We start from the raw sequence: 14,652 nt of genomic DNA, 5'->3' as shown, positions 1-14,652 counted from the left end.
TATATCTCCTTTTAAGAAAGCGTCATTTTATTGACAAGCTGGTCCGTGTAATAAGCCATGTAGCCATCCAGCAATTTGATTGTTTCCTCGATATCGCCTTCTGTTAAAATATTTGCATTTTTAGCACAGGCAACTGTCAAAAAATCAATACGGTATGCATGCTCCACGGATGCATAAGCATAATCGTAAATCACATCTTCATCCTCTACCTTTAATGCATTATATTGCTGATGGAATGCTTTCTTGTAATCGTCCATTTTCTCTCCGACACTGTTGCGGATTTGCATTTGCTGTGCCATTAATTCATTTTCGATATAAGAAACGGTTGGCACTTTTCCTGAACTGAATGTTTCCCGAACAAGATCTGTCCATGCCATTTTATTCTCCACATAATACGCAATATTTAACATTAATCGATCATAAAAATCAGTCGTTGACGTGGAGGAAGCTCTTTTTTCATCGATATTTTTTTGAAGCATTGTTTGGAATTTTTCAAGATCCGCTTTATTCGATAGGAAATAAAGTGTCTGTTCGATATATGTAGTAATTTCTTTTTGCTTATTTTCTGCTGTCATGATTCATCCACATCCTTCATCTGATACTTCCATATTTCTTTATTATCGTACCATTCCTTCAGTAAAATCGCACGTTATCCTATTATCTGTATGGGCCTATTGTATCTGAATTCAGCTCTTTTTGCCAAAGCTTTTTTCTTGTCACCTATACAATAAGTCGGGCTTCCGATTGATTTAGAAATAAAAAAATGCCACTTGCCATAGTAGACAAGTGACATTTTGAGCTTCGAATTAAAGTGCTTTTACTTTCGCAACTACATTTTCTACTGTGAAGCCGTATTCTTTTAACACAATTTTCTCTGGAGCCGATGCACCAAATTTATCGATTGCCAATACATCGCCTTCAAAGCCAACATATTTATGCCAGCCAAGTGATGCACCCATTTCAATTGCTAAACGCTTCGTCACAGCTTTTGGTAATACAGATTCTTTGTATTCCTTGGACTGTTTTTCAAAGCGGTCCATTGATGGCATTGATACAACAGATGCATCAATTCCTTCTGCAAGTAGTGCCTTTTTAGCTTCTACTGCCAAGCCAACTTCAGAACCTGTTGCAATTAACAGGGCATCCGGAGTTTCTTTAGATGAAGCTGAAACGACATAAGCACCTTTTTCAACACCATCGTATACTGTCTCTGTCGCAAGATCCAATACCGGCAAGTTTTGACGAGATAATACTAATACAGTTGGCGTTGATTTGCTCTCTACAGCTAATTTCCATGCAGCTACAGATTCATTTGCATCTGCAGGACGGATAACAGAAAGATTCGGCATTGCACGTAATGATGCTAAATGCTCAACTGGCTCATGTGTAGGACCATCTTCCCCTACTGCAATTGAGTCATGTGTAAACACATATGTTACAGGTAATCCCATTAATGCAGATAAACGAATTGCTGGACGTACATAGTCAGAGAATACAAAGAAAGTACCGCCAAATACGTTTAAACCGCCATGTAATGCCATACCGTTCAGTGCAGCGCCCATTGCAAATTCACGAACACCAAACCAAATGTTACGGCCTTCCGGAGTTTCTGCAAAGAAATCGCCAGCGCCTTTAATAGTTGTCTTGTTTGATCCTGCCAAGTCAGCAGAACCACCGAAGAATGATGGTGTTGTTTTTGCAATTGCATTGATTGCATCACCAGATGATGAACGAGTAGCTACTGCAGTACCTGCTTCATATACAGGTAACTCAGATGCAAAGTTCTCCGGTAATTTGTTTTCCATTGCGTTTACAAATTGTGCAGCCAGTTCTGGATATTCGTTTTTGTAGCTTTCGAATAATTCATTCCATGCTGCTTCTGCTTGTACACCTTGTACTTCGCTAGCTGCTTTAAATGTATCATATACTTCAGTTGGAACGAAGAATGGCTCATGTTCCCAAGCGTATGCAGCTTTTGTTAAAGTAACTTCATCAAATCCTAGTGGCGCACCATGTGAATCTGCTTTACCAGATTTGTTAGGAGAACCAAAACCGATAACAGTTTTCACTTCGATTACAGTTGGGCCGCCAGTATTTTGTTTCGCTTTTTCAATAGCTGAATTAATTTCCACGATATCTGTACCGTCTGCAACTTTTAAATAGTTCCAGCCGTATGATTCGAAACGTTTTTGGATGTTTTCCGAGAATGACTTTTCTAAATCACCATCAAGTGAAATATCATTTGAATCATATAGTACAATTAATTTATCCAATTTTAAGTGACCTGCAAGAGAAATTGCTTCTGCAGCAACACCTTCCATTAAATCACCGTCACCGCATAGTGCAAATGTATAGTGGTCTACAATGTCTTTACCTGGCTTGTTGTATGTTGCTGACAAGTGACGTTCAGCCATAGCCATACCTACTGACATTGCAATACCTTGTCCTAATGGACCAGTTGTCGCTTCTACACCAACTGTATGACCATATTCAGGATGTCCCGGTGTTTTTGAATTCCATTGACGGAAGTTTTTGATTTCTTCCAACTCTAAACCGTAGCCACCTAGATGCAATAAACTATATAAAAGCATGGATCCATGTCCAGCTGATAATACAAAACGGTCGCGGTTATACCAATTAGGATTTTGAGGGTTATGGCGTAAATGCTTCGTCCACAATGTATAGGCCATAGGTGCAGCACCCATTGGTAAACCTGGGTGACCTGAATTTGCTTTTTCAATTGCGTCGATTGATAGTGTACGGATTGCGTTAATTGCTAACTGATCCATCTGTTGTGTCATTATGTGACATCCTTTCCTCGTACGATATTTATACATTTTATAGTGTAGACAAATTTTCACAAGAAAACAATAATTTCTAAAAACGTCCTATAAAATATGTCATACTTTATATTAAATGTGACATATTAATGAAATGTTATTAGTTTAAGAATTTCTTCTGTGATTTAATTTGTTTTAATTTTTCAGGTGTCACATCATTGCCTTCTTCATCAATTACTTTTACATGCTCGATTGTATCACGCATTGTAGTACGGAAAGTATCTAAATATTCTTTGCGCAGCGCTGTACGTTCCTTCGCCTGCTCTTCCGTCAATTTACCTTCTCTCGCTAATTTAGAAAGCTCGTTAATGCGAGCTAATTTTTCTTTTGATAACATTTGAATCTCACCTTTCTTCCTACCTACTACAAAGGTATAAAAAAAACGACTTGAAAACAAGTGTTTACTCTTCAAGTCGCTCCATATATTCAATATATCTTCTATGTACGGTCGCTTTACTGATAGAAATGCCCAAGCCAGACAAAGTCGTAGCAATTTCTGCAAAGGTTAAGCCTTTCTGACGCAGTTGAACAATTTCTTCGACAGGCACTTCTTTTCGTTCACGCCCTTCAATATTACCGCGGTTTTTCAAATTATTTTGCGGCTGGTAGCCATTTTCTACAGCGCGGCGCATTCCCCGGCGGATTTTTGCATTATGCATACGACGCTGATACTCTTCGACAATCGCTAAAATTTCGAGCAGCATTGTATCCATTTCGTTTAATACGACAGGACCTGCATCATTCAATGTATATACTGTCGCTTCATATTTTTGCAGTAGGTGCAGCACTGCCATACGGGCATTCCCTCGCCCTAAACGGGTTTCATCCTGTACAAATAATGCTTTAATACCGTACTCTTTCATGTAGTCAAGCATGTCGAGTAATCCGTCTCGATCGACATCATATCCACTATGCTGGTCCATGAAAATCTCCACATCTTTATAGCCGAATGATTTTGCGTATTTTGTCAGCTCCTCCTGCTGACGCACTAGCGATGTTTCTTGTGTATTTTTATCCGTACTGACACGGCAATAGATTACTGCTTTAGTTTTTATCATTGTTCCCTCTCGCTACTTTAATCAATTGCATATCGGAGGATTCATTCAGCTGAGCAATGTATTGTGAATCTTTTTCTACAGGCACAACCAATACTTGTCCTAAAACAACTTTTTCATCCAGCATTCCGTTTTCCTTTTTTACTTCATTGATCCAATCATGCTTAGCCATTTTACCACGATATTGTTCTGCCAACGACCATAAAGTATCGCCATGCTCTATGCTTACGTGTTCGTATAATTCAATTTTATCATCCTGCATCATGAATAAAGCAATCATAAGTACAGAGAATAGTAGAAACATTGATGTGAAGCCATTTAATTTAACTCTTTTCATTTGAAAAACCCTCTTTCGAATGTATGTTCGGAATGTTTGTTCTCATAATAATACGAACGTATGTTTTTGTCAACCGTTTTTTCGAACTTATGTTTGCATTCATGTTCGCATACTGCTATACTTACTTTAAGAAAAATAGCATGATAAAGAGGTGAGTTAGTTGACACAAAAAATTTCAAAGCGGCAGCAAGCTATTCTAACTTTTATAAAAGAGGAAGTTCGTGCTAAAGGCTATCCGCCATCAGTTCGCGAAATTGGAGAAGCAGTAGGTTTAGCTTCCAGTTCAACTGTCCACGGGCATTTAGCTCGTTTAGAAAGTAAAGGGCTTATCCGCCGTGATCCTACAAAGCCGCGTGCCATTGAAATATTGGATCAGGAAGAGATGAATATCGCAAAACAAGGTGTCATTCATGTTCCGTTGATCGGTAAAGTTACAGCTGGTCTGCCTATTTCTGCAATCGAGGATATCCAGGAATATTTCCCGTTGCCGGATGCTTACGGCTCACCGGAAGAGGAATTATTTATGCTTGAGATTATGGGAGAATCCATGATTGAAGCCGGGATTTTAAATGGGGATTATGTGATCGTTAAAAAAACGTCTACTGCGAACAATGGAGAGATTGTCGTAGCAATGACGGAAGACGATGAAGCAACTGTTAAGCGCTTTTACAAAGAAAAAACTCATTTCCGTTTACAGCCTGAAAATAGCTCAATGGAGCCAATCATTGTCAACCAAGTTTCTATTTTAGGTAAAGTGGTCGGCCTCTATCGAAATATCCATTAATCATCAACTTGCCATTCTAATAGAATCGGCAAGTTTTTTATTTACAAAATAAAAAGCTCAGCCGCGAACGACTAAGCCTTTCGTTATTTATTGCATGCTTCTACAAAACTATTAAATAAGCGCTGTGCATAAACATCACCGTTCGGAGCCAATTCTTCCGGATGCCATTGCACCGCGACACAATATGGATGCGATTCATGTTCAATCCCTTCAATGATGCCGTCCTTAGCAAGTGCCGAAACAACGAGCCCTTTCCCCAGCTTTCCAACCGATTGATGATGAAATGTATTTACACGGAATGAGTCTTCTTTAAAAATCTCTTTAAATTTAGGTGTCTTTACTTCAACGGTATGTGCCAGTTCCCCTCGCTTTGAAGGCTGTTTATGTAAAATTGTGTTCGCTACTTGTGAGGGTATATCCTGAATTATCTTCCCCCCGAATGCGACATTCATAATCTGTTGTCCGCGGCAAATACCGAGAACAGGCATTTGTCTTTTATAGGCTTCATTCATCAATAAAAGATCGCTGTCATCACGTTTCCGTACAACACTTCCGATATGACGGTGCGGTTCTTCATTAAACAACAATGGATCTATATCCGCTCCACCAATTAATACGAGGCCTTCAATTAGATCTAATAACTCATTTACGTTTTCTTCTGTAGCATTCGGTATACAAATCGGTATACCTCCCGCTTGTTCAATTGAAATTAAATACGTGTTATTAATATCCAACTTCTTGTCAAAATCATACATTGTTAATCCAATAATCGGTTTCATTCTTTTTATCCCCTTATAATTTATAGATAATTCCAATAATTTAAATTATACTATTGCGTTATACGAAATGACTACAAAAATAAAAAAGGATTGCAGAATCGCAACCCTTTACTTATTAAACACTTTCCATTTGTTTTATAAAATACTGTTTAATTTCTTTCCAGTTATGAACACGCATGAAACCTTCTTCTGATCGATTGTACGGCATCGAATACAATATACCTGTCCCTTTGAATGCTGCGAGTTGGCGTGGGCTGTCATCAATTAAATAATCGGTATGTATTACCGCTTTATTTCCGCAAAACACAATGTTCTGTGTTTTAATAAAGGGTAAATGCTCCATTAACCAGTCGTATTTCGCTGTAAATGAACCCGGTACATCCATTGCAGCTGTCGCAATAAAAATTTCATAATGTTCCTGCAACTCTTGAATGACTTTAATCGCATCTTCATCCAGTACTTTTAAATCTCTGAAATAGTCAGGCTCATTTAATATTGCAAATAATTTCTTCGCATCTTCTCGAGGCAAATCGCGCTGTGTCGTCAGAAGAAACTCTTCATCTGTAAAATTTGTTCCGAAATTTTCGTTATATGTCACACGTAATTTCGAATAAAAATCAGCTAGTACCTGGTCCATATCGATAGCAATACTTTTTTTCATGTAATAAGCCTCCTTGAAATTCCCATAATTTTAGTTTATACAATTGTATTGTGAAAAAACAAGGTATAACTCTTTACAATTAACAACGTACATATTTACGTTTAAAACCGATTCGCCCTTTTTCCACCTGTTTTTCAATTTCCTCATATGCATGAAGCAAACCCGGTTTTTTCCCTTCCCGTTTCGTTTCAATTGGTCCGATCTCATTTGCAATTTGCACTGCCTCATCATGTAAAGGTTTAAATGAAACACCGACTGTCATGACAAAATTGTTCATCGCCACCTGTGTGCGCTGCGGTGCTTGACGGATATTTTGTTTTACATACTCGAGCATGTCCATTAACTTTTCCTTTGAAAATTCCTCATCTTTACGATTGCCGAGAAGCCAGCAGTAGCAATGCCACCCTGCCGACATTTTCAGATCCTCACCACTGGCAATCCACTTATCGCTTACTTCTTGCGCAATATCAGATTCCGCCAGAGTTACTGCCACAACATAATCCGAAATCATATAGAAATAGGCCTGTTCCATCCAGCGGTCATAATCTTCCTCAGTCATTGCATTCGGATCCGCAATAATTCCTGCGAAATACATAGCATCATAGTTGCCTGTAGCATAGAGCTGTTCGGCCAGTTCCTGGTCTATTTTTATTTGTTTTACATACGGTTTCATCGAGCCAATCGTTACACCGAACAACGGCTCCTTTGCCCCATTGGACATATAAATCTTTTTTGTACGCTCTTTCCCAAGTGCTTCTAACTCTTGCATCATTGTATCGAGTTTCATAATTTCCTCCTTTTTTATTATTATTTTTGTCTTATACTATTATATGATTTAATCGCCAAACATACCTAGCGTTCTTCTCAATAAGCTTGCTGGTATATATTTCATTTAAAACAGTATTTACGGGATATATACGGCGACATACACTCAAGCTTCAGTGTCCTTTTATTGTTGCCCTGTACTTTAATAAAAAAATTGGCAAATTATTTAACCGAATAATAAAACAACCTCTGAACAGAATAATCTCAGGAGGTGATATTGATGTCAAAAAATAAAAACAACATCAATAATAAAAACGTCGAATTCGGTATGGAAACGGACGTTAATCAAGTAAAACAGCAAAACCAAAAAGCTGAAGCTAAAAAGCAACAATCTTCCGGTTTGTTTGCAAACAGCGGTTTACAAAAGCAATCAAGTTCCTTGAATGCTGAATTCGGGATGGAAACTAACGTAAACCAAGTGAAGCAGCAAAACCAGCAAGCTGAAGCCAAAAAGCAACAATCTTCTGGATTGTTCGCGAATAATGGTTTACAGAAAAACTTCTCTTCCATGAACGCCGAATTTGGCATGGAAACAGATGTTAACCAAGTAAAACAGCAAAACCAGCAGGCCGAAGCCAAAAAGCAACAATCTTCCGGTTTGTTCGCAAACAGCGGTTTACAGAAGAAGCTTTCTTCAATGAGCGCTGAGTTTGGCATGGAAACAGATGTTAACCAAGTGAAACAGCAAAACCAGCAGGCCGAAGCTAAAAAACAACAAGCATCGGGTCAATTTGGTAAGAACAAATTCCAAAACGGCAATAAATAAAAAATATTGAACCGGCAATTTTTATTGCCGGTTTTTTTAGTTCAAAATTATATTGGTTATAATTTTAAATAATATGTATACATATAAAAAAAACGCTAGAATTTTAACTCCAGCGCTTTCTCTTAGTACATCTTCATATATTGGTCGCGTTCCCACTGATGGACAGTAGAACGGTACATGTCGAATTCGATTTCTTTTGCTTCTTTAAAGTTAGCATAGATGTGGTTGCCTAATGCTCGTTGAACAACTTCATCTTTTGCAAGTAAGTTTAAAGCGTCGTCTAAAGCTGCAGGCAGGTTATCAATGCCGTTTGCTTTACGCTCTTCTTCGCTCATTACATAAATGTTGCGGTTAATTGCTGGTGGTGGCGTTGATTTTTTACGAATCCCTTCCAGACCAGCCTCTAAAATTACTGCCATCGCCAAATATGGGTTAGCTGATGGATCGACCGAACGAACTTCTACACGTGTTGAAACTCCGCGAGAAGAAGGAATACGAATTAAAGGTGAACGATTTTGTGCAGACCATGCTACGTAACATGGTGCTTCATAACCTGGTACTAAACGTTTATAAGAGTTTACTGTCGGGTTTGTAATTGCAGTAAAGCCTTGAACATGATTAAGTACACCTGCCATGAATTGCATCGCTGTTTCAGAAAGACCTAATTCAGTAGACTCATCAAAAAAGGCGTTTTCTTTTCCTTTAAATAACGAAACGTTGAAGTGCATTCCTGATCCGGCTTCACCGAATAAAGGTTTTGGCATGAATGTTGCGTGTAAACCGTGTTTACGTGCAATTGTTTTAACAACTAATTTAAATGTTTGAATATTGTCGCAAGCTGTAATTGCATCCGCATATTTAAAGTCAATTTCATGTTGTCCCGGTGCAACCTCATGGTGAGATGCTTCAATTTCAAAGCCCATTTCTTCTAGTTCTAATACGATATCACGACGGCAGTTTTCACCTAAATCTGTCGGTGCTAAGTCGAAATAACCCCCGTGGTCATTAACTTCCAAGCTTGGCTCGCCTTTTGCATCCAGTTTAAATAAGAAAAACTCCGGTTCTGGCCCTAAGTTGAAATCTGTGAATCCTAGCTCTTCCATTTCCTTTAATACACGTTTCAGGTTGTTACGTGGATCTCCTGCAAATGGTGTACCGTTCGGATTGTAAATATCACAGATGAAACGTGCTACTTTCCCTTTTTCAGCAGTCCATGGGAAAATCATAAATGAATCATAATCAGGATATAAGTACATATCTGATTCTTCAATACGCACAAAACCTTCGATTGATGAACCATCAAACATCATTTTATTGTCCAATGCTTTATCTAGTTGGCTTACAGGAATTTCTACGTTTTTAATTGTTCCTAAAATATCTGTAAACTGTAAACGAATGAATTTTACTTGCTGTTCTTCTACTAGACGTTTAATATCGTCTTTTGTATATTTGCCCACTAAATTCCACACTCCTAAATTTGTTCAGTACCGATTTTACTCGATCTTTTATAATTTACACACTATTGGTAAAAGCGTGATAAATCCCCTTGTCGAATAGATGTTTTTTGCATGCGCTGTGCTTGGCGCATTTCTTCACGTAAAATTTTTCGTAAGTCCGAATCTGAAATTTCTTTGCTCGCTTGTTGGGCGGCCGGATCATTTTTCAAAGCAAACACTTTTTTGATACCTGCCATATTAATACCCTGCTCAAGCATATCTTTGATTTCAAGTAAAGTATCGACATCATTTAAAGAAAACATCCGTCGATTTCCTTCTGTCCGGTGCGGCTGAATTAAATCATGCTCTTCATAATAACGGATTTGTCTTGCTGTCAGATCCGTTAGTTGCATGACGATACTTATCGATAATAGTGGCATTGAACGTCGAATTTCACTACTCATTTAATTCACCTCCCTTATCGCTATATTACGACTTGTTATTTACAATGTCAAATGTATGTCAGAAAAACTCACATAACTTATGTAAATGAGCAAATAGTTGACAGAATAAAGCGAATTCTATGCACAATAAAAATCGCCCAATAAATGGACGATTTCTATAAACTATTTTAGTTTTTGGACAGCAGAACATATGGCATATTTTACATGTTCATATGTTAAACCGCCTTGGATAAATGCAGTATAGGGAGGGCGAATCGGACCGTCTGCTGTTAATTCAATACTTGATCCTTGGACAAATGTACCTGCCGCCATAATAACATCATCCTCATAACCAGGCATATAGGCAGGCTCCGGCGCAAAGTGAGCGTTAATAGGTGAAGCAGCTTGAATTTCACGACAGAATGCCACCATTTGTTCAGCCGTTTGGAAAGAGACTGACTGAATGAGATCTGTGCGAACATCCGTGTAATGCGGGGATGTCGTCATACCGATTTCTTCAAGCATAGCCGATGTAAAAATTGCACCTTTTAAACTTTGTGCAACAATATGCGGTGCCATGAAGAAGCCCTGATAAAAATCTGCTAACGTATTTAATGAAGCCCCTGCCTCCGCACCGATTCCCGGTGACGTCATACGATATGCACATTTTTCCACTAAATCCGCGCGACCTGCAATATATCCGCCAATTTTTGCAAAGCCCCCACCCGGATTTTTGATTAATGAACCGGCCATTAAGTCAACACCAACTTCTGTCGGCTCAAGCAACTCTACAAATTCACCGTAACAGTTATCAACAAAAATAACGGTGTTTGGTGCAATTACCCGTATTTTTTCAACCATTTCAGCAATTTGTTCAATCGTAAATGATGGGCGCGTCGCATAGCCTTTTGACCGCTGAATTGCAATCATTTTCGTATTTCCGTTTACTGCCTGTTTTACACCTTCCCAATCAATTTCCTTATTATCGATTAAATCTACATGGGAATAGCCAATTTTATAGTCCTTCAGGGAACCTGTATCCTTTTCGCCCCCGTCAACGATCGACTGAAGTGTGTCATAAGGCTTACCTGAAATATAGAGCAATTCATCACCAGGACGTAATACACCAAATAAACTTAATGTGATTGCATGTGTACCTGAAATGATTTGAGGACGGACGATAGCTGCCTCTGACCCGAAAGTTTGCGCATATACACGCTCTAAATTATCACGGCCTTCATCATCATAGCCATACCCTGTTGAAGGATGCAAATGAAAGTCGCTTACTTGATTTTCTCGAAAAGCTGCCAGCACCTTTTGCTGATTATAAAACGCACGTTCATCCACTTCCTGATGATAAGTGCGGACTTTTTCTTCCACTTTTGCTGCAAGCGTTAATGTTTCAGCTGTTAATATTGATTGAAATGCCATTTTTACTACTCCATTCTGTTCAAACTGTATCCATTATACATGAAAAAAAATAGTTTTGACGAATGTTTGAAAAACTGCTATCGTCATGGTCGAAAGGACATTAAGGGAGAGATGTTTATGGCGTGGGATGTATTTAGTTTGATCGGAACGGTTGCCTTTGCCATTTCCGGGGCAATTGTGGCAATGGAAGAAGAGTATGATTTATTTGGGGTGTACATATTAGGTATCGTTACAGCTTTTGGCGGCGGGGCTATCCGTAATATATTAATCGGTCTGCCGGTTTCGACATTATGGAACCAGGAGCTTATGTTTCAATTCGCGCTTCTTGCGATTACGGTGTTCTTTTTAATTCCGCATCATTTATTTAAACAGTGGAGTCGATGGGGATACGTTACCGACGCAATCGGATTATCCGCCTTTGCCATTCAAGGTGCAATGCATGCTGTCCACCTGGAGTTACCGATTGTAGCAGTAATTGTAGCTGCCGTTTTAACAGGTGCAGGCGGTGGGGTGGTTCGGGACTTGCTTGCCGGTAGAAGACCCATTATACTGCGTCACGAAATTTATGCCGTTTGGGCGGCCAGTGCAGGTTTCTTAATCGGCCTTGAAATTTTTAAGGGGGATTTGTTTTTATACTTTTTATTTGTTTCCATTACTGTCCTGCGGATATGTTCATACACTAAAGGCTGGAGCCTGCCATCAAAGAAAATTTATTATACAAAGTAGGATAACTAAAGGGAGTGCCGAATCAATCGGCACTCCCTTTTTTTGGAAATTATTTAAATTCTAATTCTCCATCATAGGCCATCATTCCGCCATCTAAATTCGTTACATCAAAACCTTGCTCTGCCAGATATTCGCATGCATTCGCACTGCGTACGCCGCCTTTACATACGACGATATAGGATTTTGAATTATCCAGTTCATTAGTACGTTCAGGGATTGAGCCAAGTGGAATATGTACAGCACCTGGAATCATTCCGTGTTCCACTTCAAAATCTTCACGAACATCGATTACATTTAAATCTTCATTTGCATCGAGTAAGTTGATCAGTTCATCTGTTGTCATCGTTTTCATCAAAAATCCTCCAATACTTATAGCATCTTAGTCATTATAATCAATCAGACCAAAATTCGCTACAAGTTTGGCTGTGTTGTTACTCTTCTTCCGATAAAGCTACATTTTTTGACGGTACAAAAGTAGAAATTGCATGCTTGTAAATAAGCTGCTGTTTTCCTTCCGACTCCAATAATACGGTAAAATTATCATATGATTTTATAAGTCCTTTTAATTGGAAGCCATTTAACAAAAATACCGTTACAAAAACATTATTTTTACGTAAATTGTTTAAAAAAGTATCTTGCAAATTAATCGATTTCATCGTCGTTCAATCTCCCTTACCATAAAATACATGCAATAGTTACCTATTCGTTATACGGACAAAATTTCCCTTTAATTTTAATGATTTTCAAATAAACTTTTTATTTTACTCCAATCATTTCCGATCCACGCAATATCCATTTTGTTTCGGAAATAGGTAAGCTGGCGTTTTGCATAGCGTCTGGAATTTTGTTTAATCTGTTCCACTGCTTCATCAAGTGAAACCAGTCCATCGAAATGGGCATACAATTCTTTATAGCCTATTGCTTTAATCGCCTGAACATCACGTATCCCAGCATCGTATAGCGCCCTAACTTCTTCAACAAGACCTGCTTCCACCATCAAATCCACACGTAAATTAATTCTTTCATATAACTTTTCACGGTCCATATCCAACCCGATGATTAAGTGGTTATATAGCGGAATGTCCCCTCGATTGAATTGCTCTTCCGCTCGAGAAACCCCTGCAAGTTCTGCCATTTCCAGTGCCCGAATAACACGTCTTGTATTATTCGGATGGATGGACGCTGCAGCTGCCGGGTCTATTTGCACAAGTTTTGCATGCATCGCTTCAGGACCTAAAACTTCAAGTTCTTTATAATAGTTTTCGCGTGCTGCTTCATCAACTTCCTGTTTGGCAAATTGAAAATCATACAAGACAGATTGTACATATAGCCCCGTTCCGCCAACAATAATCGGCATTTTACCTCGCGCTTGAATCTCTTCAATTTTCCCGCGAACAAGCTGCTGATATTCCGCAACCGAAAACCCTTCCGTCGGTTCTTTAATGTCGAGCAAATGATGCGGAACACCTTCCATTTCGGCTTCTGTAATTTTGGCCGTTCCAATATCCATATGACGATAAATCTGCATGGAATCTCCGTTTATTATTTCGCCGTCAATCTCTTTTGCCAAGCGGACACTTAGCGCTGTTTTTCCTGATGCTGTAGGACCGATAATGGCCACGACATCGATTTTATTATTCATCTTTTAACCACCGTACAATTATTTCTCTTACTTGTTCTTTCTTTTTTTCATTTAGAATTTCATGACGCATCCTTTCAAATATATGCACCTTCACATGTTCCACACCGGCACGTGCAAGCAGTTTCCCTACTCGAAACGCTCCTTCTGCTTCAGGTCCGGCGATCGGATCATATGTCCCGTTTGCAACGAGTATTTTTAAATCAGAGCGGATGCGCGCATTTGCATATTCATCCTCCATCTTAAGCATGCCTCCTGTTAGATCAACGAAAAATTGATTCGTCGGAATCACACCGCAAAATGGATCATCGATATATTTTTGTACTTCTTCTTCATCGGTAGTAAGCCAGTCAAAATTTGTTTTTGCATCTTTAATTTTTCGGTTAAAACTGCTAAAACTAAGATCATTCATGAGATCACTTTGGATTTGTGCTCCCTGCAGCTTTACCAGCTGCTTCGCGATAATATGCCCTGCCTTATGAAGCAATGTCGGTGATCCCGATCCCGATAAAATCAGCCGTTCAATTTTATCGCTATGCTGTTGAATAAAGCGGCGTGCTATGAACGACCCCATACTGTGACCGAATAAAATAGGCCGTTCCGTTGTTTCTTTCTTTAAAAAGGAAAGCACTTCTACAACATCATCAACAACAAGTTCAAAACCTTTTTCAGGTCCGAAATAGCCGAACATGCCGTTTTTTTGCGCTGTATAACCATGGCCGCGATGATCATGTGCTGTTACAAAATACCCTTCATCACATAGCTTTTCTGCAAAATTTTCATAACGCCCACTATGTTCCGACATCCCGTGTAAAATATGAATATGTCCAATACGCTTCTTACTCGGTGCATAAGTACGGACGAAAATATCATGCCCGTCTGACATTGTGACAAAAAATGACCGTTGTTCCATAAAACCATCCCCTTTTT

General features: G+C 38.9%; 18 protein-coding genes. 3 read left to right on the top strand and 15 right to left on the bottom strand.

The window, feature by feature from the left end; all coding sequences use genetic code 11:
- Positions 1-11: 11 nt before the first annotated feature.
- The 5 genes from ACQKN3_RS01895 to yneA all read right to left on the bottom strand — a co-directional run bounded on the left by ACQKN3_RS01895 (position 12) and on the right by yneA (position 4,232).
- Positions 12-575 (bottom strand): DNA helicase, encoded by a 564-nt coding sequence (locus ACQKN3_RS01895; protein ID WP_427708971.1) that lies wholly within the window; start codon positions 573-575, stop codon positions 12-14.
- A 231-nt stretch (positions 576-806) separates the two neighbouring features.
- The gene (tkt, locus tag ACQKN3_RS01890) at positions 807-2,801 is read right to left on the bottom strand and encodes a transketolase (RefSeq protein WP_251686810.1); all 1,995 of its coding nucleotides are present in this window, start codon (positions 2,799-2,801) and stop codon (positions 807-809) included.
- Positions 2,802-2,940: 139 nt separating this feature from the next.
- Positions 2,941-3,177 carry a DUF896 domain-containing protein gene (locus tag ACQKN3_RS01885; protein WP_079527868.1) on the bottom strand — a complete coding sequence of 79 codons (237 nt, stop codon included), beginning with the start codon at positions 3,175-3,177 and terminating at the stop codon, positions 2,941-2,943.
- Positions 3,178-3,241: 64 nt separating this feature from the next.
- Positions 3,242-3,898, bottom strand: a complete 657-nt coding sequence (locus ACQKN3_RS01880) for a YneB family resolvase-like protein (protein WP_251686809.1) — start codon at positions 3,896-3,898, stop codon at positions 3,242-3,244.
- A complete protein-coding gene (yneA, locus tag ACQKN3_RS01875) occupies positions 3,885-4,232 on the bottom strand; it encodes a cell division suppressor protein YneA (RefSeq protein WP_427708968.1) in 348 nt (115 codons plus the stop codon). Before yneA ends, ACQKN3_RS01880 begins: the two co-directional genes overlap by 14 nt.
- Positions 4,233-4,392: 160 nt before the next feature.
- Between yneA and lexA the strand changes: the two genes are divergently transcribed.
- On the top strand, positions 4,393-5,016 hold the full coding sequence (gene lexA, locus ACQKN3_RS01870; protein WP_079527874.1) for a transcriptional repressor LexA: 624 nt from the start codon (positions 4,393-4,395) through the stop codon (positions 5,014-5,016).
- Between the two features lie 83 nt (positions 5,017-5,099).
- Here lexA and ACQKN3_RS01865 read toward each other — a convergent pair whose 3' ends face one another.
- The 3 genes from ACQKN3_RS01865 to ACQKN3_RS01855 all read right to left on the bottom strand — a co-directional run bounded on the left by ACQKN3_RS01865 (position 5,100) and on the right by ACQKN3_RS01855 (position 7,243).
- A complete protein-coding gene (locus ACQKN3_RS01865) occupies positions 5,100-5,795 on the bottom strand; it encodes a gamma-glutamyl-gamma-aminobutyrate hydrolase family protein (RefSeq protein WP_427708965.1) in 696 nt (231 codons plus the stop codon).
- A 115-nt stretch (positions 5,796-5,910) separates the two neighbouring features.
- A complete protein-coding gene (locus tag ACQKN3_RS01860) occupies positions 5,911-6,456 on the bottom strand; it encodes a 5' nucleotidase, NT5C type (protein ID WP_251686803.1) in 546 nt (181 codons plus the stop codon).
- A gap of 79 nt (positions 6,457-6,535) precedes the next feature.
- On the bottom strand, positions 6,536-7,243 hold the full coding sequence (locus ACQKN3_RS01855; RefSeq protein WP_427708963.1) for a DNA alkylation repair protein: 708 nt from the start codon (positions 7,241-7,243) through the stop codon (positions 6,536-6,538).
- Positions 7,244-7,501: 258 nt separating this feature from the next.
- On the opposite strand from ACQKN3_RS01855, the gene ACQKN3_RS01850 reads away from it, so the two are divergent.
- Entirely contained in the window at positions 7,502-8,047 is a 546-nt protein-coding gene (locus ACQKN3_RS01850; RefSeq protein WP_427708961.1) for a gamma-type small acid-soluble spore protein, read from the top strand.
- Between the two features lie 122 nt (positions 8,048-8,169).
- Here ACQKN3_RS01850 and glnA read toward each other — a convergent pair whose 3' ends face one another.
- From glnA to ACQKN3_RS01835, 3 genes are all read right to left on the bottom strand, one after another.
- Positions 8,170-9,504 (bottom strand): type I glutamate--ammonia ligase, encoded by a 1,335-nt coding sequence (glnA, locus tag ACQKN3_RS01845; protein ID WP_251686797.1) that lies wholly within the window; start codon positions 9,502-9,504, stop codon positions 8,170-8,172.
- A gap of 62 nt (positions 9,505-9,566) precedes the next feature.
- On the bottom strand, positions 9,567-9,947 hold the full coding sequence (locus tag ACQKN3_RS01840; protein ID WP_008407589.1) for a MerR family transcriptional regulator: 381 nt from the start codon (positions 9,945-9,947) through the stop codon (positions 9,567-9,569).
- Positions 9,948-10,109: 162 nt separating this feature from the next.
- The gene (locus tag ACQKN3_RS01835; RefSeq protein ID WP_427708959.1) at positions 10,110-11,357 is read right to left on the bottom strand and encodes an aminotransferase class I/II-fold pyridoxal phosphate-dependent enzyme; all 1,248 of its coding nucleotides are present in this window, start codon (positions 11,355-11,357) and stop codon (positions 10,110-10,112) included.
- Between the two features lie 117 nt (positions 11,358-11,474).
- On the opposite strand from ACQKN3_RS01835, the gene ACQKN3_RS01830 reads away from it, so the two are divergent.
- Positions 11,475-12,083, top strand: a complete 609-nt coding sequence (locus ACQKN3_RS01830) for a trimeric intracellular cation channel family protein (protein ID WP_008407591.1) — start codon at positions 11,475-11,477, stop codon at positions 12,081-12,083.
- Between the two features lie 49 nt (positions 12,084-12,132).
- Here ACQKN3_RS01830 and ACQKN3_RS01825 read toward each other — a convergent pair whose 3' ends face one another.
- The 4 genes from ACQKN3_RS01825 to ACQKN3_RS01810 form a co-directional block, all read right to left on the bottom strand.
- Positions 12,133-12,435, bottom strand: a complete 303-nt coding sequence (locus tag ACQKN3_RS01825) for a rhodanese-like domain-containing protein (protein WP_014823385.1) — start codon at positions 12,433-12,435, stop codon at positions 12,133-12,135.
- Positions 12,436-12,514: 79 nt separating this feature from the next.
- On the bottom strand, positions 12,515-12,739 hold the full coding sequence (hfq, locus tag ACQKN3_RS01820) for an RNA chaperone Hfq (RefSeq protein ID WP_079527893.1): 225 nt from the start codon (positions 12,737-12,739) through the stop codon (positions 12,515-12,517).
- A gap of 77 nt (positions 12,740-12,816) precedes the next feature.
- Positions 12,817-13,725, bottom strand: a complete 909-nt coding sequence (gene miaA / locus ACQKN3_RS01815) for a tRNA (adenosine(37)-N6)-dimethylallyltransferase MiaA (protein WP_427708956.1) — start codon at positions 13,723-13,725, stop codon at positions 12,817-12,819.
- Positions 13,718-14,635, bottom strand: a complete 918-nt coding sequence (locus tag ACQKN3_RS01810) for an alpha/beta fold hydrolase (protein WP_427708954.1) — start codon at positions 14,633-14,635, stop codon at positions 13,718-13,720. The genes miaA and ACQKN3_RS01810 overlap by 8 nt, the downstream gene beginning before the upstream one ends.
- Between the last annotated feature and the right edge of the window lie 17 nt (positions 14,636-14,652).

The organism is Solibacillus sp. NPDC093137 (assembly GCF_050280445.1).
GTDB classification, from domain to species: Bacteria; Bacillota; Bacilli; order Bacillales_A; family Planococcaceae; genus Solibacillus; species Solibacillus isronensis_B.
This window is presented reverse-complemented; position numbering and strand designations above follow the sequence as displayed.

Bases quoted from the DNA above. Each gene is read 5' to 3' on its own strand.
- miaA (WP_427708956.1), bottom strand. From the start codon at position 13,725: ATGAATAATAAAATCGATGTCGTGGCCATTATCGGTCCTACAGCATCA.
- ACQKN3_RS01810 (WP_427708954.1), bottom strand. From the start codon at position 14,635: ATGGAACAACGGTCATTTTTTGTCACAATGTCAGACGGGCATGATATT.
- ACQKN3_RS01835 (WP_427708959.1), bottom strand. From the start codon at position 11,357: ATGGCATTTCAATCAATATTAACAGCTGAAACATTAACGCTTGCAGCA.
- hfq (WP_079527893.1), bottom strand. From the start codon at position 12,739: ATGAAATCGATTAATTTGCAAGATACTTTTTTAAACAATTTACGTAAA.
- ACQKN3_RS01880 (WP_251686809.1), bottom strand. From the start codon at position 3,898: ATGATAAAAACTAAAGCAGTAATCTATTGCCGTGTCAGTACGGATAAA.
- yneA (WP_427708968.1), bottom strand. From the start codon at position 4,232: ATGAAAAGAGTTAAATTAAATGGCTTCACATCAATGTTTCTACTATTC.
- ACQKN3_RS01825 (WP_014823385.1), bottom strand. From the start codon at position 12,435: ATGAAAACGATGACAACAGATGAACTGATCAACTTACTCGATGCAAAT.
- ACQKN3_RS01885 (WP_079527868.1), bottom strand. From the start codon at position 3,177: ATGTTATCAAAAGAAAAATTAGCTCGCATTAACGAGCTTTCTAAATTA.
- ACQKN3_RS01840 (WP_008407589.1), bottom strand. From the start codon at position 9,947: ATGAGTAGTGAAATTCGACGTTCAATGCCACTATTATCGATAAGTATC.
- ACQKN3_RS01860 (WP_251686803.1), bottom strand. From the start codon at position 6,456: ATGAAAAAAAGTATTGCTATCGATATGGACCAGGTACTAGCTGATTTT.
- tkt (WP_251686810.1), bottom strand. From the start codon at position 2,801: ATGACACAACAGATGGATCAGTTAGCAATTAACGCAATCCGTACACTA.
- ACQKN3_RS01830 (WP_008407591.1), top strand. From the start codon at position 11,475: ATGGCGTGGGATGTATTTAGTTTGATCGGAACGGTTGCCTTTGCCATT.
- ACQKN3_RS01895 (WP_427708971.1), bottom strand. From the start codon at position 575: ATGACAGCAGAAAATAAGCAAAAAGAAATTACTACATATATCGAACAG.
- ACQKN3_RS01865 (WP_427708965.1), bottom strand. From the start codon at position 5,795: ATGAAACCGATTATTGGATTAACAATGTATGATTTTGACAAGAAGTTG.
- ACQKN3_RS01855 (WP_427708963.1), bottom strand. From the start codon at position 7,243: ATGAAACTCGATACAATGATGCAAGAGTTAGAAGCACTTGGGAAAGAG.
- ACQKN3_RS01850 (WP_427708961.1), top strand. From the start codon at position 7,502: ATGTCAAAAAATAAAAACAACATCAATAATAAAAACGTCGAATTCGGT.